We start from the raw sequence: 20313 nt of genomic DNA on the forward strand, positions 1-20313 counted from the left end.
ACACATATACAGTGTGGCTTGTTTAATACGCCTGCACATTTTTTTCGCCGGACAGCTGTGGTGCCAAAAGTGCCGCAACGATACGGTAAACGTTTTATACCTTTGTAATTGGGGATGCTAGTGAACAAGACTGAATTGATCGACCACATTGCTGAAAAAGCTGACATTTCCAAAGCCGCCGCTGCGCGCGCACTCGACGCTGTTATCGGCGGCGTGACGGAAACTTTGAAAAACAACGACAGCGTGACGCTGGTTGGTTTTGGCACTTTCTCGGTCAGCGAACGCGCTGAGCGTACCGGCCGCAATCCGCGTACCAAAGAAGCGATCACGATCGAAGCTGCAAAAGTTCCAAAATTTAAAGCTGGTAAAGCTTTGAAGGATGCAGTAAACTAACGGACTTCGGTGAGGTGACAATCACCGGAAACATTTGGCGGCGCCTCCGGGTGCCGCGATTTCAGGGTTGAAGTTCTACGAATCGCAACCCTGAATACAAATGCAAGTAGTACTGTGTATTTTTCGGAGTGGTAGTTCAGTTGGTTAGAATGCCGGCCTGTCACGTCGGAGGTCGCGGGTTCGAGTCCCGTCCGCTCCGCCAAAAAAATACGCTCTTAAGGAGTGGTAGTTCAGTTGGTTAGAATACCGGCCTGTCACGTCGGGGGTCGCGGGTTCGAGTCCCGTCCGCTCCGCCAGAATATAGAAGCCCGCGCTGCTGAATAAGTAGCGCGGGTTTTTCTTTTCCGGCGCCAGATTATCTCGGCGCACCTGCTTTTAAAATCCCGTCCTGCCGTTTTGAATAAAAACGCCCGCGTTTAAATCCGCTTTAAGCTGCGCCGTGTTAAATGCTCAAGCCCCGCGCCTTGCCGTTCAGGCGGCACCAGGGCGGGGCGCGCGCCCTGATTTACTCTTGCTATAGCGCTATGGGCATTGTAGAATCAGGAGATAATGGCTTGGGCGTCAGAATCCTGCTTTAGTTCCAGCGCCAAGTTGTTGAATCTAAAGGGGAAGTGGACATCTGTCCCGTCCATTCCGCCGAAGAAATCAAGGCGAACGCATGTTCGCCTTTTTTTATAGTGATCCACTCATCCCGAATTGGCTGACCATGTTTGAATTTATTCGTACCCATCGACGCTTGATGCAGTTTCTCCTGATGCTGGTCATCGTCCCGTCTTTTGCACTGGTCGGTATCAGCGGCTACCAAAGCTTCGGCGATGGCGCGAACACCATCGCCAAGGTCGGCGACCAGGTCGTTACGCAGCAGCAATATGAAGAAGCGCAACGCCAGCAGATCGACCGCTACCGCCAGATGATGGGCGAGCAGTTCGACCAGAAAATGTTCGACACGCCGGAAGCGCGCCAGAGCATCCTCGACAACCTGATCGCCGAGCGTGCCGTGGCTGCCGAAGTGGGCCGTAGCCACCTGGTCATCAGCGATGCCGTGCTGCAAAAGGAAGTGCTGGAAATCCCAGGCTTGACCTTGCCGGACGGTAAATTCGACCTGGAACGCTATAAGGCCATGCTGGCCGCCCAAGGCATGACGCCGCAGATGTACGATGCGCGCCGCCGCAGCGACCTGGCCCTGCAGCAACTGGCTGGCGCCGTGCAAGGCACCGCCTTCGCGCCGAGCACCGTCTCCAAGCGCCTGTCCGACATTACCTCGGAAGAGCGTGAAGTGCAGGAACTGCTGCTGCCGATCGCCCAGTACGTGTCGGAAGTCAAAGTGACGGACGCCATGATCAAGGCTTTCTATGACAAGAACAGCAAGTTCTTCGAAATCCCGGAACAAGCCAAGGTCGAGTACGTCGTGTTGGATGACAGCGCCGCTGGCGAGCAGGTCGACGTCACCGACGCCGACGTGACCGGCTACTACGCGAAGAACCAGAAAGCCTACACGACGGAAGAAGCGCGCCAGGCCAGCCACATCCTCGTAGCCGTCAAGAAAGACGCGTCGGCCGCCGACAAGGCTGCCGCCAAGGCCAAGGCAGAAGCCATCCTGGCGGAAGTGCGCAAGGCGCCAGCCAGCTTTGCCGCCGTGGCGAAAGCCAAGTCGGAAGACCCGGCGTCCGCAGAGCAGGGCGGCGACCTGGGCGTGATTGGCAAGGATGGTTTGCCGGCACCGCTGCTGAGCGCTGTCGCGAAACTCAAGCAAGGCGAAATCAGCGACGTCGTCGCTTCCGATTTCGGCTTCCACATCCTGACCGTCACCTCGCTCAAGCCACAGCACGTCCGTGCCCTGGACGAAGTGCGCGGCGAAATCACGGCCGACCTGCGCAAGCAATTTGCCGCCAAGAAATACTCGGAAATGGCCGAAACGTTCACCAACACGGTCTACGAGCAATCGGACAGCCTGAAGCCGGTGGCCGACAAGCTGAAGCTGAAAGTGGAAACCGTCGCCAACCTGTCGCGCACGCCGTCGCCAGCACTGGGCAAGGCGCCGTTCAACAACGCCAAGTTCCTGACCGCCATCTTCTCGAACGACTCGCTGAAAGACAAGCGCAACACGGAAGCCGTCACCGTCGCGCCTAACGTGCTGATCGCCGGCCGCGTGGTGGAATTCAAGCCTGCCTCGAAGCGTCCGCTGGCCGAAGTCGAAGCGATGATCCGTCAGCGCGTGACCATGGAAGAAGCGGAAAAGCTGGCCAAGAAAGCGGGCGAGACCAAGCTGGCCGCCTTGAAGGCTTCCGGTGACGCCACCGGTTTCGGCGCGGCACAATGGGTATCGCGTAGCAAGCTGGACGGCATCAACCGTGCCGCCATCGCGCAAGTCATGAAAGCGGACACGAGCAAGCTGCCAGCCTATGTGGGCGTGGATCTGCCAGCCCTGGGCTACGGCATCTACCGCATCGCCAAGGTGCAGCAGCCAGCACAAGTGGACGCAGCGCGCCGCCAGCAAGAGAAAGACCAGATCAGCGGTATCCTGGCACAACAGGAAATGTTCGATTACGTCGAGTACCTGAAAGCCAAGGCCAAGGTGAAGATCGTCAAGCCGGTGACCGCACCGGTTGCAGCAGCGCCGGAAGCGCCGTAATCAGTTTTAGCCCATAAAAATAGCCGCTCTTGAGCGGCTATTTTTTTGTCTGTGGATTTTGTCTGTGGAGTGAGCGTGCCATGGACGCGAGCGGGATCGTCAGCATAAAGCTGGGGTCAGTCGCTTCGCGATCGGGATATGCCCCACTGGGGCATATCCCCCCGCCGGGTCTCGGCGACCCCGTCTGACCCCGGATTCTGCCTTGGGCTAGAGGTAACACGAGCCTTTTGCTTATTTGGCCCCCAGCAACGGCGCCAGCCGCGGCCAGATATTCCTCAAGATCGTCGGATGCGCATTCGCATTCGGGTGCATGCGGTCGGCCTGGAACAGCTGCGGCTGGTCGGCGATGCCTTCGAACATGAAGGGCACCAGTGGCGCCTTCCATTCCCTGGCCAGCTTGCCGTACACGCCGTAAAACTGTTCGCCATACGCGCGGCCATAGTTGGGCGGCATGCGCATGCCCACCAGCACCACTTGCGCGCCCGATTTTTTGGCTGCCTCGCCCATGGCGCGCAGATTTGCCTCGGCGGCTGCCACGGGCAAGCCGCGCAAGCCGTCGTTGGCGCCCAGTTCGATCAGCACGACATCGGGCTGGTGCTTGGCCAGCAGGGCAGGCAGGCGCGCGCGGCCGCCGCTCGTGGTCTCGCCGCTGATGCTGGCGTTGACGATGCGCGTGTCGTTCTTTTGCGCTTGCAGCCGCTGTTCCAGCAGCGCCACCCAGCCCGTGCCGCGCGCCAGCCCATACTCGGCCGACAGACTGTCGCCGAGCACCAGCAGCGTTTTTGGTGCAGAATAGGCGTTCGTCATGCTCGATACCAGCAGCAGGGCTGCCGCAGGAAGCAAGGACAGGGTGCGCCGCCGCATGCGGCTGCTGCCCTCGACACTTATTTGTTCACGAAATTTTTTAAGATAGATCAGCATGCCCGAATTCCCTAAAGCGACTTCCACCAGTTTTCTCCCGTCCGACGCAGCGGCCCAGCGGCCCGCCGCACCCAACAGCCAAAATGCCCAGCCGGCCATCGAAGTGGTCCAGCTGGCCAAGCGCGTACCCGATGCCGATGGTGAGCTGACCATCCTGCATCAAGTCGATTTTACCGTGCAAACGGCGGAGACGCTGGCCATCGTCGGCGCCTCCGGTTCCGGCAAGTCCACCTTGCTTGGTTTGCTGGCCGGCCTGGACACGCCGAGCGAAGGCAAGGTCATCCTTGATGGCACCGATATCTTCGCCCTCGACGAAGACGGCCGCGCCGGCTTTCGCAAGGAAAAGCTTGGTTTCGTATTCCAGTCCTTTCAGCTGCTGGCCCACCTGACGGCGCTGGAAAACGTCATGCTGCCGCTGGAGTTGCGCGGCGACCCGGATGCGAAGGAAAAGGCGCAAGCCATGCTGGGCAGGGTCAACCTGGGCAGCCGCCTGAAGCATTATCCGAAATACCTGTCCGGCGGCGAGCAGCAGCGCGTGGCCCTGGCCCGCGCGTTCGTCACGGAGCCGCCGCTGCTGTTCGCCGATGAACCGACGGGCAGTCTCGATGCGGCCACCGGCGAAGCCGTGATCCAGCTGATGTTCGAGCTGAACCGCGAACGCGGTTCGACCCTGGTGCTCGTCACGCATGACAGCTCGATCGCGGCCCGTTGCGGGCGCACGATTACGATTGCTGCTGGTCGATTGGTGTGATTGCTGGTGGTGTTGTCGGATTACGCGTTCCGCTAATCCGACCTTACTCGACCTATCCGACCTCCGGGCCGTAGCTTGGATTAGCGCAGCGTAATCCAACACAAGCGCGCCAAATGCCTATGCCGACAAGGCATTGATCAACCGGCGTATCGCCGGTATCAATTCCCCGGCCGTCAGCCCGATCGGGCCGCTGCCTGCGGCCACCAGCGCATCGGCCGCCGCGCCATGCAGCCAGACGGCGCCTATCGCCGCTTCCCATTCCGGCCAGCCTTGCGCCAGCAGGCTGCCGCACAGGCCGGACAATACGTCGCCCGTGCCGGCCGTCGCCAGCGCGGGGCCGCCCGTGTTGTTGACGACAATCTGGCCATCGGGCGCGGCGATCACCGTGCCCGAACCTTTCAATACCACGATGACGCCCAGCTGCGTGGCCAGCTGGCGCGCCGCGCCCAGGCGGTCGGCTTGCACCTCGGCCACCGTCAGGTCGAGCAGGCGCGCCGCTTCCAGCGGATGCGGTGTCAATATCGTCGCCCCCGCGCCCGTGCGCACGGCCAGCGCCGATTGCAGTTCCGGCTCGGCCGCCATCAGGTTCAGCGCGTCCGCGTCCAGCAGCAGGGGGCTGTCGCTGTCAATGGCACGCTGCAGCAGTTCCACCGTACCGGCCTTGTCGCCGAGGCCGGGACCGGCCACCAGCGCGGCGAAGTGCAGGCCCGAGAAATCCACGTCCCTCGCGTGCCGGCACATCAGCTCCGGCTGGCCGCTGTCGAAGGCGGGCGGTGCGTCGGGAAACGCGATATACACTCGTCCCGCGCCCGCATGCAGGGCCGTGCGGGCCGCCAGGATGGGCGCGCCGGCCATGCCTTGCGCGCCACCGATGATGGCCACGCTGCCGTAGCTGCCCTTGTGCGTGTTCTGGCGCCGCGGCAGCAAATGGCGGGCGAACAGGTGCAGGCCGCCCAGCTGGGCTCTGGCGGGCGGCAGCAGGGAGGGATCGATGGCCAGTTCCGCCACTTCCACATCCCCCGCATGGTCGCGGCCATTCGCCGTGTGCAGGCCAGGCTTGTCGCCGATGAAGGTGAGCGTATGCGTGGCGCGGATGGCGACGCCGTCGATGGCGCCCGTGTCCGCGTGTAGGCCGCTGGGCGCGTCGAGGGCCAGCACGGGGCAATCGAGATTGTTGACCAGCTGCGCCATGTCGCGGCATTCGCCGTCCAGGGGGCGCGACGCGCCGATGCCGAACAGGCCATCGATGACGAGGTGCCATGGCGCCGCGCCCACGGCGGCCGACGCCATCGACGTTGCCGCATCCATGAAGCGCGCGGCGCTGTTGCGCGCGCGGCTCAGCGCCTGTTCGCGCTCGGGCGACGTGGCTTGCGCTTCGGGCGCCAGCCAGACGAGTACCTCGGTGCCGCTGCCGGCCAGGTGCGCGGCCGCTTCCAGTGCGTCGCCGCCGTTGTCGCCGGGGCCGGCCAGCACCAGGACGCGCCGGTGGCCCGCGTCTTCGCCATCGTCCTGGGCGTGCAGCAGCTTCAGGGCGGCACTGGCGGCAGCCTGGCCCGCGCGCTGCATCAGCAGCCCTTGCGGCAGGTCGCGCATGGCCGCCTGTTCGATGGCGCGCAGTTCGGCGATGGAATACAAGGGGGCGGCAGAGTCGATCAGGTTCATGGAGCGTGTTCCGTTAGTCAGCATGTCTTCAACATAAGGCCGAAGCGGGCGAAAGGCAAGGCGCGCACGCCTGCGGTGCGCCGTAATTGTGCGGCTACAATAGCCATCTCACATAGGATCTCACACAAGCATGGGAGCAAGGCGATGGACTGGCAATTCTGGATCGACCGGGGCGGCACCTTTACGGACATCGTGGCGCGCCGTCCTGACGGCAGCCTGGCCACGCATAAACTGCTGTCGGAGAATCCTGGCCAGTACCGCGACGCGGCGCTGGCAGGCATGCGCCAACTGATGGACCTGGCGCCTAGTGCGCCGCTGCCCGTCGAACTGGTGGGCGCCATCAAGATGGGCACGACGGTGGCCACCAATGCGCTGCTCGAACGCAAGGGCGAGCCGACCGTGCTGGCCATCACGCGCGGTTTCCGCGACGCCTTGCGCATCGCCTACCAGAACCGCCCGCAGCTGTTCGCGCGCCAAATCATCGTGCCGGAACTGCTGTACGGCGACGTGATCGAGATCGATGAGCGCGTGGGCGCCCATGGCGACGTCGTGACCCCGCTCGACGAGGCGGCCGCGCGCACGGCGCTGGAACAGGCCTATGGGCGCGGCGTGCGCGCCATTGCGGTCGTGCTGATGCACGGCTACCGCCATCACGCGCACGAGGCGCGGGTGGCGCAGCTGGCGCGCGAGGCCGGTTTTACACAGGTGTCCGTGTCGCACGAAGTGAGCCCCATGATGAAGCTGGTGGCGCGCGGCGATACCACGGTGGTCGACGCCTATCTGTCGCCGATTTTGCGCCGCTACGTCGACCAGCTGGCGGCCGAGCTGCCCGGCGTGCACCTGCAATTCATGCAGTCGAACGGCGGCTTGACGGATGCGCGCGCCTTCCAGGGCAAGGACAGCATTCTGTCCGGCCCCGCGGGCGGCATCGTCGGCATGGTGCGCGCCAGCGCGCTGGCCGGTTTCGATAAAGTCATCGGCTTCGATATGGGCGGCACCTCCACCGACGTGTCGCATTACGCGGGCGAGTTCGAACGCGTGTTCGAGACGCAGATCGCCGGCGTGCGCATGCGCGCGCCCATGATGAGCATCCACACGGTGGCCGCGGGCGGCGGCTCCATCCTGCATTTCGACGGCGCCCGCTACAAGGTGGGGCCGGACAGCGCGGGCGCCAATCCCGGCCCCGCCAGCTACCGGCGCGGCGGTCCGCTGGCCGTCACCGACTGCAACGTCATGCTGGGCAAACTGCAGCCTGCGTTCTTCCCCCGCGTCTTCGGCCCCGACGCCAATGAAGCGCTGGACATGGCCACCGTGCGCGCCCAGTTCGAAGCGCTGGCGCGCACGGTGAACTCGACGCCGGAACAGGTGGCCGAAGGCTATGTCGCCATCGCGGTCGGCAACATGGCCAACGCCATCAAGCAGATTTCCGTGCAGCGCGGCCACGACGTCACCGAATACACCCTGACCAGCTTTGGCGGCGCAGGCGGCCAGCATGCCTGCCTGGTGGCCGATGCGCTGGGCATGCGCACGGTGTTCATCCATAGCCTGGCGGGCGTGATGTCGGCCTACGGCATGGGCCTGGCCGACCAGAGCGCCATGCGCGAGCGCGCCATCGAGGCGGCATTGGGCGCGGACCTGGCCGGCGAATTCGCGCAACTGGGCGAACTGGCGCGTGGCGACTTGCTGCGCCAGGGCGTGGAAGGGAAGCGCATCGCGCTGGTGTCGCGCGTGCACCTGCGCTACGAAGGCACGGATTCGGCCCTTGTCGTGCTGTTCGATACGGTGGCGAGCATGCAGGCGCAGTTCGAAACGGCGTACAAAAAACGCTTTTCCTTTCTGATGCCGGCGCGCGCGCTGATCGTCGAAGCGATCTCCGTGGAAGCCATCGGCGCGTCCGATGCGCCGCAAGTGGCCACGCCTGCCCATGCGGCGCGCGCGGGTGGGCTGGCGTCCGTGCAGACGGTGGATATGTACTGCGCCGGTGCTTGGCGGCCAAGCGGCCTGTATGCGGCGGACAGCTTGCGTCCGGGCGACATCATCGATGGCCCGGCCATCGTCAGCGACGCCAATGCCACCACGGTCATCGAGCCGGGCTGGCGCGCCGAAGTGACGGCGCACGGCCATCTGGTCTTGCGCAGGGTCGCCGCCTTGCCTGAACGCCATGCCATCGGGACCAATGCCGACCCCGTGATGCTGGAAATTTTCAATAACCTGTTCATGTCGATCGCCGAGCAGATGGGGCTGCGCCTGCAAAATACGGCCCATTCCGTCAACATCAAGGAGCGGCTCGATTTCAGCTGCGCCATCTTCGACGCGCAAGGCCATTTGATCGCCAATGCGCCGCACATGCCCGTGCACCTGGGTTCCATGGGCGAGAGCATCCGGACGGTCATGACGCGCAATGCGGGCGCCATGCGGCCGGGCGATGTCTACATGCTCAACGACCCGTACCACGGCGGCACGCATCTGCCCGACGTGACGGTCATTTCACCCGTGTTCGACGAAGCGGGCGGCGCCATCCTGTTCTATGTCGGCTCGCGCGGCCACCATGCCGATATCGGCGGCACGACACCAGGCTCCATGCCGCCCGACTCCACGCGCATCGAGGAAGAGGGCGTGTTGATCGACAATTTCAAACTGGTCGACGGCGACACGGGGCGGTTAGCAGAGGCGGAAACACTGGCCCTGCTGGCGGGCGCCAGCTGGCCGGCCCGCAATCCCCGGCAAAACCTGGCCGACCTGCGCGCCCAGGTGGCGGCCAATCAGAAGGGGGCCGAGGAACTGCACAAGATGGTCGCGCATTTCGGTTTGCCGGTCGTGCAAGCCTACATGGGCCACGTGCAGGACAATGCCGAGGAAGCCGTGCGCAGGGTCATCACGACCTTGAAGGATGGCAGCTACGCGCTGGACCTCGATAACGGCGCGCGCATCCAGGTGGCGATCAGGGTCGACGCAGCTGCACGCAGCGCCGTCATCGATTTCACGGGTACGTCCAGCCAGCTGCCGAACAACTTCAATGCGCCGTCCGCCGTCTGCATGGCGGCCGTGCTGTACGTGTTCCGCACCCTGGTCGACGACGATATACCGCTGAACGCGGGTTGCCTGAAGCCGCTCACGGTGATCATCCCGCCCGGTTCCATGCTCAACCCGCAGTATCCTGCGTCCGTCGTGTCGGGCAACGTGGAAACCTCGACCTGCATCACCAACGCCCTGTATGGCGCGCTGGGAGCGATGGCCGCGTCGCAGGGAACGATGAACAATTTCACGTTCGGCAGCGCCAAATACCAGTATTACGAGACGATATCGGGCGGCTCGGGCGCCGGTCCCGGTTTTGACGGCACGGACGTGGTGCAGACGAACATGACCAATTCGCGCCTGACGGACCCGGAAATCCTCGAGTGGCGCTTTCCCGTGCGGCTCGACAGCTACAGCATTCGCGCAGGTTCGGGCGGGGTGGGGCGCTGGCGCGGCGGCAATGGCGGCGTGCGCCGGGTGCGTTTTTTGGAGCCGATGACGGCGGCGATCTTGTCGAACAACCGCATCCATCCGCCTTTCGGCATGGACGGCGGCGAGGCAGGCGCGCTGGGGCGCAATTACGTGGAGCGGGCTGACGGCACGGTGGAGCACTTGCCCCATATCGGCAAGACGGATATGTGCTTCGGCGACGTGTTCGTGATCGAGACGCCGGGTGGCGGCGCTTACGGCAAGACGGAATAGGCCGTGCCGCCATTGGCACCGCTGAGCTGCGCACGCACCTGGCCCACGTCGCGCATGGGCGCGCGGCCGAACTGGCGGCTGTATTCGCGGCTGAACTGCGATTCGCTGGCGTAGCCGACCCGGTAGCCGGCCGTGCCCGCGTCGATCTGCTCGACCAGCATCAGGCGCCGCGCTTCCTGCAGCCGCAGCAGCTTCTGGTACTGCATCGGCGTCATGGCTGTAATCGCCTTGAAGTGGTGGTGCAGCGACGACATGCTCATGTTCGCCATGCCGGCCAGGTGCTCGATGCGCAGCGGCTCGCAATAATTGTGCTTGATCCAGTCGATGGCTTGCCCCACCTGGTGCGACTGGCTGCTGGCCAGCGCCATATGGCGCAGGCGCGCACCGACGGGGCCATTGAGCAGACGGTAGGTCAGCTCGCGGCGGATCAATGGCGCCAAAGTGGCGATTTCCGCCGGTTTGTCGAGCAGGCGCACGAGGCGCAGCATGGCGTCGAGCAGTTCGGCCGACACGTCGCTGACGGAAATGCCGCGCGTGGCGGGCAGGATTTTCTGCTGCGCCACGTTGTCGCTGCCGCTTTCGCTGTCGAGCAGCGCAGCCACGTCGGCGATGTCGATGCCCAGCACCACGCACAGGTGCGGCTTGTCCACGCTCGCTTCCACCACGCGCACCTGCACCGGCAAGTCGACGGACGTCAGCAGATACTGCATGCGGCTGTAATGGAAGGTTTCCGTGCCCAGGGTGACGTCTTTCGCGCCCTGCGCGATGATGGCCACGCTGGGGCGCGCCGCATGGAACAGCGATTCCGTGACCGAGGACTGGCGGTGGAAACTGAGGTTGCCGATGGCCGTCGTGTAGTCGCCCGTGCGCGGCGCGTGGCGGCTGATCAGGGCGGCGATTTCATCTTGCGGAGTAAGTGGCGTGGACATGGCGTTCAGTATGCATGAGGCGAAGAAGGGCAGGGGCTGATCTTACGCAGATTTGGAGGATCGTGCAAAGGTCTTGCAGGATCGCGGTAACGGCGACCGGGCATCTCGGGCACACTTGTGCAATCGCATGCATGGCACGCGTCATCCCTCGCCACACACATCTAGACACAGGAGTTTTCATGACCACCATCGCCAAAGGCTACGCCGCACTGGGCCCGACTTCCGCACTGCAACCGTTCACGTTCGAGCGCCGCGCCCCGCGCGAAGACGACGTGGCCATCTCGATCAAATACTGTGGCGTGTGCCATTCCGATATCCACCAGGCGCGCGACGAATGGGGCGGTGCCGCTTTCCCGATGGTGCCCGGCCATGAAATCGCCGGCGTCGTCACGGCCGTCGGCGCCAACGTCAGCAAGTTCAAGGTGGGCGACCACGTGGGCGTGGGCTGCTTCGTCGACTCGTGCACCACCTGCAAGACGCGCAACGTGGACCTGGAACAGTACATGCCAGGCCTGATCCAGACCTACAACGGCGTCGAAGCGGACGGCAAGACGGCCACGCAGGGCGGCTATTCGGACAGCATCGTCGTCAAGGAAGGCTATGTGCTGTCGATTCCCGACAACCTGCCGCTGGACGCCGCCGCGCCGCTGCTGTGCGCCGGCATCACCCTGTATTCGCCGCTGAACCACTGGAAGGCCGGTCCTGGCAAGCAGGTCGCCATCCTGGGCATGGGTGGTCTGGGCCACATGGGCGTGAAAATCGCCCACGCCATGGGCGCCGAAGTGACGGTGCTGAGCCAGACCCTGTCGAAGCGCGAAGACGGCCTGCGCCTGGGCGCCGACCATTACTACGCCACCAACGACGCGGAAACGTTCACCAAACTGGCGGGCACGTTTGATTTGATCATCTGTACCGTGGGCGCGGCGATCGACTGGAACCAGTATATCAACCTGCTGAAAGTCGACGGCAACATGGTCATCGTCGGCATCCCCGACGGCGCCGTGCCGCCCGTGAACGCCTTCGGCCTGGTGGGCGCGCGCCGCAGCCTGTCCGGCTCCATGATCGGCTCGATCAAGGAAACCCAGGAAATGCTGGATTTCTGCGGCAAGCACAATATTGTGTCGGACATCGAGATCATCCGCATCCAAGATATCAATGAGGCGTTTGAGCGGGTAGTCAAGAGCGATGTACGCTATCGCTTCGTGATCGACATGGCATCTTTGTAACGCTCGAGAAAAAGCCCAGGGCGTTGTTGCCGCGTCTCGCCGTACTATTCGTACTGTCTTCGACGCGGCGCCTAGCCCTGGGCATTTTTCGGGCGTTCCAACCGCTATGCTTTAAAAGCAAAACCGGCTGCTATCTGGTTGACCTGTGTTTGTTGGATTACGCGCTTTGCGCTAATCCAACCTACGCATTAAACCCGGCCAAGTCCGCTAGGTCGGGTAGGTCGGATTAGCGGGGCCGCCGAGGCGCGCAAGCGCGTAATCCGACACCCCCACCAACTCCCCATCCCCGCCAAAAATCAAGCTCCCGCGTCAATTTTTCTTTCCTTGCATCAAAAATCGGCATAAAATGAAACCGTACAGTACAGTTTCACTACGTAGATTTGAAAAAACCAGCCATCCCCGGCGTATTTGCCTGGGCAGGGGAGGCGTCATGGATAAAAAATGGACACTTCAGTAAATAAAGGAGCGCCGGCGATCCCGGCGGTCTTCAGGGGCAAGCGGCTTGCCTTGACGGTTTTCGGCATCTTTCTCGGATTTTCCGGCCTGGCCCTGGCCGCCGGCGGCATCGAACTTATTACCCTCGGCGGTTCCTGGTACTACCTGCTGGCCGGTCTCGGCCTGCTCCTCGCCGGCGTGCTGTATCTGCGCCGCAAACCGCTGGCGAGCGGCATCGTCGCCGCGCTGGTCATCGCCACCCTGGTCTGGGCCGTGTGGGAAATCGGCTTCGCCTTCTGGCCCATGGTACCGCGCCTGGCGCCGTTCCTCGTCATCGGCCTGGTGGCCGCCTTGCTGCATCCGTGGCTGGCGGGGCGCAAGCACACTGGCCAGTCGCGCGGTTTCGCGGCGCTGCTCGCCGTCGCGCTGGTGGCCGGTTTCGCTGCCATGTTCAAGCCGCACGGCGTGCTTGACGCCACCGTGCAGCCGCAGCAGGATGCGATCGCGGCGGTGAATGGCGGCAGCGCCAACTGGGCGCATTACGGCTATGGGCCGAAGGGCACGCGCTTCGCGCCGTACACGCAGATCGACAAGCAGAATGTCGACAAGCTGCAAGTGGCGTGGACCTACCGCTCGGGCGAGCTGGCCGAAGGCGCGTCCGAATCGCAAAACACGCCGCTGCAGATCGGCGACACCATCTATACGTGCACGCCGACGAGCAAGGTCATCGCGCTCGATGCCGATACGGGCAAGGAGCGCTGGACCTTCGACCCGAAGCCGGCCAACATCAAAACGTGGAACCGCTGCCGCGGCGTCGGCTATTACGAGCCGGCGAAGGTGACGAATCCGTTCCGTTTTGACGGCATGCAGGCGGCCAGCGCGCCTGTCGCGGGAGCGTGCGCCAAGCGTATCGTGCAAGTGACCATGGATGCGCGCCTGATCCAGATCGACGCGCAGACGGGCAAGCAGTGCGAAGGCTTCGGCGACAAGGGTTCGGTCGACCTGACGGTCGGCCTGGGCAAGGTCAAGATGAACGTGCCGTACTACGCCTACACGTCCGCGCCCACGGTGGCGCGCAACCTGATCATCCTCGGCGGCTGGGTGTTCGATGGCCGCTCGACCGATGAACCGTCGGGCGTCGTGCGCGCCTACAGTGCCGACACGGGGGAACTGGTGTGGGCCTGGGACTTGGGCAATCCAGCCATTACCAAGTTGCCGCCGGAAGGGCAGACGTACACGCGCAGCACGCCGAACATGTGGTCGGCGCCCGCATTCGACGATGCACTGGGCCTGGTCTACCTGCCGACGGGGAACGAGCAGCCGGACTTCTGGGGCGGCAAGCGTCCGCCGCTGACGGAAAAGTACGCCTCGGCCATCGTTGCCCTCGACATGGCCACGGGCCGCGAGCGCTGGACGTATCAAACCGTCCACCACGATATCTGGGATTACGACGTGGCCGCGCAGCCGGCGCTGTACGACGTCCCGGACGGCAAGGGCGGCAAGATCCCCGCGCTGGTGCAGCTGACCAAGCGTGGCCAGATCTTCATGCTGGACCGCCGCACGGGCAAACCGATTGCGGAAGTCGTGGAAAAACCCGTGCCACAGGAGCACGCGGCCGGCGACTGGGTGTCGAAAACGCAGCCATACTCGACGGGCATGCCGGCCCTCGGCGCGGAAACGCTCACGGAGCGCGACATGTGGGGCGCCACTTTCTTCGACCAGCTGGCCTGCCGCATCAGCTTCCGCAAGCTCAATTACCAGGGCGAGTTCACGGCGCCAAGCACGAAAGAGACCTTGATCTACCCCGGCTATTACGGCGGCTTCAACTGGGGCGGCGCGGCCGTCGATGAAAGCAATGGCTATATGTTCGTCAACGATATCCGCATGCCGCAAGTGGTCAAGCTGGTGCCGCGCGAAACGGTGGACGTGGCCAAGCTGACGGCTGGCCACGGCGTGGGCAGCACCTATCCGATGGATGGCACGCCGTTCGTCATCGACCACAAGGCCTTCAATTCGCCGCTGGGCATACCGTGCCAAAGCCCGCCGTGGGGCGTGTTTGCCGCCATCGACCTCAAGACGAAGAAAAAAGTGTGGGAGCGTCCGGCCGGCACGGTGCAGGATGCGGTGGTCAATGGCGTCAAGGCGAGGCTGCCCATCCCGCTGGGCATGCCGACTCTGGGCGGCGGCATGAGCACGGCGTCCGGCCTCGTGTTTTATGCGGGCACGCAGGATTATTATTTGCGCGCCATGGATATCGCCACCGGCCATGAAGTGTGGAAGGCGCGCATGCCTGTCGGTTCGCAAGGCACGCCGATGACCTATGTGTCGCCCAAGTCGGGCCGCCAGTACGTCGTGGTGGTCGCGGGCGGCGCCCGCCAGAGCCCGGACCGGGGGGATTACGTGATAGCATACGCGCTTCCCAAGACACAGTAAGAGTTTGCTTCATGCCCCAGTTGCGCACCGTTCCCGCTTCCCCGAGTACCCGAAGCGAGGAGCGGCGGCGAAAGCTGCTGGTGGCGGCATCCAGACTCTTTCTTGACTCCGGCTACGACGGCGTCAGCATGGACGCCATCGTGGCCGAGGCGGGCGGCTCGAAAGCCACCGCTTACCGCTACTTCGGCAGCAAGCAGGAATTGCTGGTGGCCGTGGTCGAATACCTGTGCGCCGACTTCATCATCGCGCTGCGCCAGCTCGATACGTCGCAAGCGGGCCTGGAACAGGGCTTGCAGCTGATCCTCGACGAACTGGTAGCCGTCGTCACCAGCCCCCGCCACGTGGATTTCTACCGCCTCGTCGTCACGGGCGCCGCCGCCGTGCCGGCCGTGGGCCAGACCTGGTACGAACACGGCCCGCAAGTGTGGCATGCGCTCATCCTGCGCCTGCTGGAACAGCAGCGCACCCAGGGCCGCATCGCGCCCGATACCTCATTTTCCAACCTGCCGCAAATCCTGTTCGACGCCGTCTTCTCGCACCTGACCACGCGCACCGTGATGCTGGGGCAGGGCGGTAATGCGGCCACGTTCCGGCCGTTGATCGCGGAGTTGATTGAGCTGGTGGTGGCGCGGGTGGAACGCAGGGCGGATTAGGCCCGGGAGGGCCGCAATCCGACTGTGCTGAAAGGTGAGCAGCTGAAGCCGTCGGGCAGCGTTGCATTAGTCATAGCATCAGTGCTGTTCGCCATCTTGTCCCTGGCCGTCGTGTTCGTCTGCTTTCGCCCCAGGCTGTGTGAAAACCCGAGTTGTTGTATCGGGAGCGGCCGCTCCGTGCAAGCCCCCGATTTTCCCCGACGCGCGAGTCGAAGTTAAAAAGGGCTCACGCCCCCAACAACGCCGCTTTCAGCCCCTGATTTCCCATGATGTTCACCATGCGTTTCAAGTTGTAGGCTAGAACATGTAAGCTCATCTCTGTTTTCACGCGTGGTAACGTTCGAGTTAAAAAATGTGTAGCACCCATCCAAGCTTTTAACGTACCGAATGGATGTTCGACTGTTTGCCGCCTGATTCTCGCGACGTCTCCGTGCTCAGCTATCCGCTTGCTCATCCTATCGAGGGCGTCTTCGTGCTCCCAGCGGGCGATACGGCGATTTGCGCCGGTGGTGCACTGAGATTTCATCAGGCACTTGGGACAAGATGACGACCAGTATTTGTAAAACAGCAGCCCTTTTTCTAGCGTGCTGAATCGTCGGATTGCGCGTTCTCCAGCAGGACATTGGAACTCGTCGCTCTCGGGCAGATATCGGAAGTCGCGTTTATCGAATAGCCCCTTTGCACGATTGCCCGAAGTGAGCGGTTTAGGAACTAATGGCACCATCCCCGATTCCTCGCACGCCAAAATTTCGGGACCGCTGTAATAGCCGCGATCAGCGTACACTTCTAGATGCTTCAGACCGATCACCTCATTGGCTTGCTTTGCCATTGACGCCAGCTGGGCGCGATCATTTCCTATGTTGGTGACTTCATGCGCCACGATCAAGTGGTGCTTTGTGTCGACGGCAGATTGCACGTTGTATCCGACGGTGGCGGTTCCGCGTCCGCTGGTCGACATCGAGCGTGCATCAGGATCAGTCAGCGAAATCTGCTGATCTGGCGTCTGCTTCAATTTCTTGTCGAGCTCACCCAGGCTTTCGATCTGTTCTTTCAGACCTGCGATTTTTTCTTTAATACGCATCACGCGAGTTGCGGGGACAAGCGCAGGATCACGGTCGGCGCGATCAAGCTCGTCCATGTAGCGCTTGATGCTTTCCTCGATCTGCTCAATGCGGGCTTCCAGCTTGTTGTTGGTGAAGTTTCGGTCGCGATTATTTACCGCTTTGAACTTGCTGCCATCGATTGCCACGCTGCTGTCCGAGAAAACATCAAGCCTGCGACATACCTGCACGAATTGGCGGCACACTTTGCAGATGGCGGGGCCGTTATCTTTGCGAAAGTCAGCGATGGTTTTAAAGTCGGGAGATAGCCTCCCGGTCAACCACATCAGTTCGATATTACGCTGCGCCTCACGCTCCAGGCGGCGGCTCGACTGGATTCGATTGAGGTAACCATAGATGTAAATCCCAAGGAGAACTGCAGGATGGTAGGACGGGCGACCGGTGCGTGCCGGGTCGGCACCGGCAAAGCCAAGGGTCCTGAGATCAAGCGCTTCAATGAATGCCTCTACAATCCGAACGATATTGTCCTCTGCAACGTAGTCATCCAGATGCTCGGGAAAGAGAACACTCTGGCTGCGGTCGGTTCCCTCGACAAAACGCTTCATCCTGCTCTCCTGATTACGTCAAATGAGCTATTAACGCTTCAGAAAAAATCTCGTTTACATTGGGGTGCGTTTTCACACACTCTGGCCCCGAAGCGGACCTTCAAAGTTCGTTTGCAGTCTGTTGAAATTGGCGTGGGATTGAAGCATTTGATCTCACGTATGCTTGAAGGCTGCCACAACCGGCATTCAAATGAATGCTTGCTCGCCGTGCTATGCTTTGCCCATGAAAACCGCACACATCGACGTTCGTCGGCACATCCCATACCAGGCCAGGGCTGCATGAAGAACGAGTACACTTTTGCGGCGCTGGCAAAGCAGGAAGTCGCGCCGGGACCGGATGCCGATGCGCTGTTTTTCAGCATGCTGGCGCCGGTCCTGCGCGGCGGCCCGCTGGTCGCATACGATTCGATGACCGACTTGCGGATGCAGTTGACGGCGCCAGCATATTACGTGGCCCACAAGCTGGTCGCACATGCCGGCAAGCGCGTTATCTTCCAGGGCCGTGTGGCGCAGGCCAGCGTCACTGAGCTGCTGGTATTTCTTGATGCGGCAGTGGCAAGTGGCGACCTGCGCCCCTTGCTGCTTGCGCCCGTGTTCGAAGGAACACCGGCGCAGGTGATACATATTGATGGAGATGTGCTGCACGTCTACGCTGCAATACCGGGGATAAAGCGGCAGGTCTGACCAATATCCTGCCGTCCTGATCGAGGACATGCTCAAGCAAAACCGCGGCGACTGACCGTCCGCTTTTGGCCTATTGTGTTGAAGAAGTCGATCGGCAACAATTTCGGGAGGTCTCAGACCTCCAAACAGTCGGAGATCGTTCAATAGCGGCGGTTCTGGCCAGTCTAGGCTGTCAGAATTTCTAGCTAAACGTCAACCTACCCGCGTTTTTCAACACGATAGGCCATAAGCAGACAAAAAACCACGGGAAAGCCCATGAAGATCAAACCCTTCCTATGAAATCCTTGTTTTTGGCGCCGCTGTCGGGTATCCCGGCAGTCACATAGGCAGGTATAGCCGGCTCCCAAGCGCGCATCCACGCGACGGCAGCGGCACGCGGCGGTTCCATCGCGGCATTGAGTTTTGTGGAAGAGGACGGCTATTTCATTTTGCCGGTGAAAAAAGACGAGGAGCGTATATCGCTCATCCTTCGGCTGATCGCGTTGCGCTCCGTATTCTTCGCCGGCTGGGGCTGGAATGCGGCCGAGGTGGTAACGTACTACAGGGATCAAGGCCATATCAACGGCCCGTCCAGGATCATCGCCTGGACCGGTCCCGGGCAGTACACGGCCACGTAGCGTCAGGCTTGACGGTCTGTCGTCCATCGTTTAAGTTGATGCAATGGAAAAACACACTGAAACGACACCACTCGATCTGCGTTCTGCCGCATGGGCAAGTCTGACGGATGGCTACGGCGGCGCTGAAAAAATTCCCGCGATGCTGCAAGACCTGCGGCGGGGAGACGCCGAGGCCCTGGACGATTTGTATGGCCATATTTGTCACCAGGGCTCGATTTATCCGGCGTCAGTCGCCACATTCCCGCACTTGGTTTCCCTGGCCGCGGTGACATCGCCGGACCTGCGCGCCGGCGTGCTGTCGCTGGCGGCATCGATTCATGAAAGCGCCGGCCTCGACGAGGAATTGAAGGCATCCCCTTATGTCGCGGCCTTTAATGCCGCAGTCCCGGCCGCGCTTGCCATGGCAACCTCCGACTTGCGGCAGGTCGAGGACACGGTGACTGGCATCTACATGCTTAAGGCCGCCGCTTCATTCGCTGGATTTGCCGACGTGGCGCGAGTGCTGGGCGGCTTTACCAACGAGGAGTTCTGCCTGGCATGCCCTGCCTGCGGCGTAGAGCTCTATGTCTGGCCGGTAGCGCAAGGGCTGTCGGTCGCCGCCGAGGATCCCGTCTTTACGCCAGCAGCGAAAACGCTGCTGGTGATTGCCGGCCCTGCCGACAATTCACCCCATCTTGCCGCCTTTGCCTGGTTGCAAGCGCAAACGGACGCTTTGCCATTGCTGGATGACATCGCGTTTCGCTTACCTTTCCTGTTTGGCAGCGCATGTTGCGCCGGATGCGGTCACGTTTTTTCACTGATGGATGCGCTGCTCAGCGATGCAGTGGATTAATCCGGCTGCCTCAATGGAGCGCGCCTATTGAAGTCAGGCACAAAACAATAATGTTTGGCACAGGAGGCCGAGATAGACATGCTCTCGGGGAGTTCCGCTTTCGGCCTATTGTGTTGAAAATGTCGAGCGGCAACCATTTCGGGATGCCTAGAACCTCCAAGCAGTCGGTGATCGTTCAATAGCGGCGGTTCTGGCCAGTCGAGGCTGACAGGTTTTCTATCTAAACATCAACGTACCGGCGTTTTTCAACACAATAGGCCAGAAGCGGACAGTCGCATTTCGTTAACGCCAGTGGAAAGTAAGAGGAATTTGGTGTCAAATCTTTCGATTCTCGAACGGCTGGAAGATTCACTTTCGGCTTATGGCAAAGGTGAGTTGACTCGCGATGCGTTTGTAGATTTTCTCAGCAATAGCATCCGAGCGCTTGAAGGTGTTCCGATTAGTGTTACCCATGAACTTCGACGGCACGAATATGCTATCGAAACAGAAGGTTATTTTGATGAGGAAGGGTTTGAGTCTCGGCAAGACTTAGCTCAAGAACGCTTGCTTTCTTGGATTCTTGAACTCAAGCGTATTTATGGAATATAGGTGAGCAACCTTCCAAACAATGCCCAAGGTTGATGGGCCGCTTTGGGCCTATTGCGTTGAAAAACTCCAGTTGAGCACGCGATCTTCACGATTTGCCGCTGTCTAAGCAAAGAAAAGACGGAGGCTGCGATGATGGGACGTCAGGAAACCAAACGGGAGTTGTTCGTCTTGATT

15 protein-coding genes and 2 tRNA genes are annotated in these 20313 nt (G+C 61.8%); 13 read left to right on the top strand and 4 right to left on the bottom strand.

All coding sequences use genetic code 11. The annotated features are described in order from the left end of the window. Positions 1 to 120 precede the first annotated feature (120 nt). The 4 genes from AC54AG_RS20135 to AC54AG_RS20150 all read left to right on the top strand — a co-directional run bounded on the left by AC54AG_RS20135 (position 121) and on the right by AC54AG_RS20150 (position 3025). Complete coding sequence (locus AC54AG_RS20135; protein ID WP_010398442.1) at positions 121 to 393, top strand: HU family DNA-binding protein; 273 nt, start codon at positions 121 to 123, stop codon at positions 391 to 393. Positions 394 to 518: 125 nt separating this feature from the next. After that, positions 519 to 595, top strand: a tRNA-Asp gene (locus AC54AG_RS20140). A 17-nt stretch (positions 596 to 612) separates the two neighbouring features. Beyond that, positions 613 to 689: transfer RNA gene (locus AC54AG_RS20145), tRNA-Asp, on the top strand. 410 nt (positions 690 to 1099) lie between these two features. Beyond that, positions 1100 to 3025: a SurA N-terminal domain-containing protein gene (locus AC54AG_RS20150; RefSeq protein WP_496631425.1), complete on the top strand. Its 1926-nt coding sequence runs from the start codon at positions 1100 to 1102 to the stop codon at positions 3023 to 3025. A 231-nt stretch (positions 3026 to 3256) separates the two neighbouring features. On the opposite strand, the gene AC54AG_RS20155 is transcribed toward AC54AG_RS20150, so the two are convergent. Next, positions 3257 to 3946 carry an arylesterase gene (locus AC54AG_RS20155; protein ID WP_496631426.1) on the bottom strand — a complete coding sequence of 230 codons (690 nt, stop codon included), beginning with the start codon at positions 3944 to 3946 and terminating at the stop codon, positions 3257 to 3259. On the opposite strand from AC54AG_RS20155, the gene AC54AG_RS20160 reads away from it, so the two are divergent. Further along, positions 3945 to 4697, top strand: a complete 753-nt coding sequence (locus AC54AG_RS20160; protein WP_046685128.1) for an ABC transporter ATP-binding protein — start codon at positions 3945 to 3947, stop codon at positions 4695 to 4697. The genes AC54AG_RS20155 and AC54AG_RS20160 overlap by 2 nt on opposite strands. Before the next feature lie 117 nt (positions 4698 to 4814). Here AC54AG_RS20160 and AC54AG_RS20165 read toward each other — a convergent pair whose 3' ends face one another. Further along, entirely contained in the window at positions 4815 to 6359 is a 1545-nt protein-coding gene (locus tag AC54AG_RS20165) for a bifunctional ADP-dependent NAD(P)H-hydrate dehydratase/NAD(P)H-hydrate epimerase (protein WP_070301857.1), read from the bottom strand. Positions 6360 to 6503: 144 nt separating this feature from the next. Between AC54AG_RS20165 and AC54AG_RS20170 the strand changes: the two genes are divergently transcribed. Further along, positions 6504 to 10076, top strand: a complete 3573-nt coding sequence (locus AC54AG_RS20170; protein ID WP_496631427.1) for a hydantoinase B/oxoprolinase family protein — start codon at positions 6504 to 6506, stop codon at positions 10074 to 10076. On the opposite strand, the gene AC54AG_RS20175 is transcribed toward AC54AG_RS20170, so the two are convergent. Beyond that, complete coding sequence (locus tag AC54AG_RS20175) at positions 10058 to 11005, bottom strand: AraC family transcriptional regulator (RefSeq protein ID WP_496631428.1); 948 nt, start codon at positions 11003 to 11005, stop codon at positions 10058 to 10060. The genes AC54AG_RS20170 and AC54AG_RS20175 overlap by 19 nt on opposite strands. Positions 11006 to 11184: 179 nt before the next feature. On the opposite strand from AC54AG_RS20175, the gene AC54AG_RS20180 reads away from it, so the two are divergent. The 3 genes from AC54AG_RS20180 (at position 11185) to AC54AG_RS20190 (ending at position 15752) form a co-directional block, all read left to right on the top strand. Then, the gene (locus AC54AG_RS20180) at positions 11185 to 12231 is read left to right on the top strand and encodes an NAD(P)-dependent alcohol dehydrogenase (protein WP_496631429.1); all 1047 of its coding nucleotides are present in this window, start codon (positions 11185 to 11187) and stop codon (positions 12229 to 12231) included. A 441-nt stretch (positions 12232 to 12672) separates the two neighbouring features. Beyond that, on the top strand, positions 12673 to 15099 hold the full coding sequence (locus tag AC54AG_RS20185; protein WP_496631430.1) for a membrane-bound PQQ-dependent dehydrogenase, glucose/quinate/shikimate family: 2427 nt from the start codon (positions 12673 to 12675) through the stop codon (positions 15097 to 15099). Positions 15100 to 15179: 80 nt separating this feature from the next. Further along, positions 15180 to 15752: a TetR/AcrR family transcriptional regulator gene (locus AC54AG_RS20190; RefSeq protein ID WP_331776731.1), complete on the top strand. Its 573-nt coding sequence runs from the start codon at positions 15180 to 15182 to the stop codon at positions 15750 to 15752. A 226-nt stretch (positions 15753 to 15978) separates the two neighbouring features. On the opposite strand, the gene AC54AG_RS20195 is transcribed toward AC54AG_RS20190, so the two are convergent. Next, complete coding sequence (locus AC54AG_RS20195) at positions 15979 to 17418, bottom strand: IS1182 family transposase (protein ID WP_496631431.1); 1440 nt, start codon at positions 17416 to 17418, stop codon at positions 15979 to 15981. A 138-nt stretch (positions 17419 to 17556) separates the two neighbouring features. On the opposite strand from AC54AG_RS20195, the gene AC54AG_RS20200 reads away from it, so the two are divergent. The 4 genes from AC54AG_RS20200 to AC54AG_RS20215 all read left to right on the top strand — a co-directional run bounded on the left by AC54AG_RS20200 (position 17557) and on the right by AC54AG_RS20215 (position 20139). Next, positions 17557 to 18102, top strand: a complete 546-nt coding sequence (locus AC54AG_RS20200) for a hypothetical protein (protein ID WP_139248277.1) — start codon at positions 17557 to 17559, stop codon at positions 18100 to 18102. Between the two features lie 404 nt (positions 18103 to 18506). Then, positions 18507 to 18719 carry a hypothetical protein gene (locus tag AC54AG_RS20205; RefSeq protein WP_034748568.1) on the top strand — a complete coding sequence of 71 codons (213 nt, stop codon included), beginning with the start codon at positions 18507 to 18509 and terminating at the stop codon, positions 18717 to 18719. A 43-nt stretch (positions 18720 to 18762) separates the two neighbouring features. Then, positions 18763 to 19551: a hypothetical protein gene (locus AC54AG_RS20210; RefSeq protein WP_456131023.1), complete on the top strand. Its 789-nt coding sequence runs from the start codon at positions 18763 to 18765 to the stop codon at positions 19549 to 19551. A 312-nt stretch (positions 19552 to 19863) separates the two neighbouring features. Beyond that, positions 19864 to 20139, top strand: coding sequence for a hypothetical protein (locus AC54AG_RS20215; protein ID WP_139248290.1), 276 nt, complete (start codon positions 19864 to 19866; stop codon positions 20137 to 20139). The last annotated feature ends 174 nt before the right edge of the window (positions 20140 to 20313 follow it).

It is taken from the genome of Janthinobacterium sp. BCJ23 (genome assembly GCF_059617945.1).

Excerpts from the sequence above, each read along its gene's own strand:
- AC54AG_RS20150 (WP_496631425.1), top strand. The coding sequence starts at position 1,100 with ATGTTTGAATTTATTCGTACCCATCGACGCTTGATGCAGTTTCTCCTG.
- AC54AG_RS20160 (WP_046685128.1), top strand. The coding sequence starts at position 3,945 with ATGCCCGAATTCCCTAAAGCGACTTCCACCAGTTTTCTCCCGTCCGAC.
- AC54AG_RS20155 (WP_496631426.1), bottom strand. The coding sequence starts at position 3,946 with ATGCTGATCTATCTTAAAAAATTTCGTGAACAAATAAGTGTCGAGGGC.
- AC54AG_RS20165 (WP_070301857.1), bottom strand. The coding sequence starts at position 6,359 with ATGAACCTGATCGACTCTGCCGCCCCCTTGTATTCCATCGCCGAACTG.
- AC54AG_RS20170 (WP_496631427.1), top strand. The coding sequence starts at position 6,504 with ATGGACTGGCAATTCTGGATCGACCGGGGCGGCACCTTTACGGACATC.
- AC54AG_RS20175 (WP_496631428.1), bottom strand. The coding sequence starts at position 11,005 with ATGTCCACGCCACTTACTCCGCAAGATGAAATCGCCGCCCTGATCAGC.
- AC54AG_RS20180 (WP_496631429.1), top strand. The coding sequence starts at position 11,185 with ATGACCACCATCGCCAAAGGCTACGCCGCACTGGGCCCGACTTCCGCA.
- AC54AG_RS20185 (WP_496631430.1), top strand. The coding sequence starts at position 12,673 with ATGGACACTTCAGTAAATAAAGGAGCGCCGGCGATCCCGGCGGTCTTC.
- AC54AG_RS20195 (WP_496631431.1), bottom strand. The coding sequence starts at position 17,418 with ATGAAGCGTTTTGTCGAGGGAACCGACCGCAGCCAGAGTGTTCTCTTT.
- AC54AG_RS20210 (WP_456131023.1), top strand. The coding sequence starts at position 18,763 with ATGGAAAAACACACTGAAACGACACCACTCGATCTGCGTTCTGCCGCA.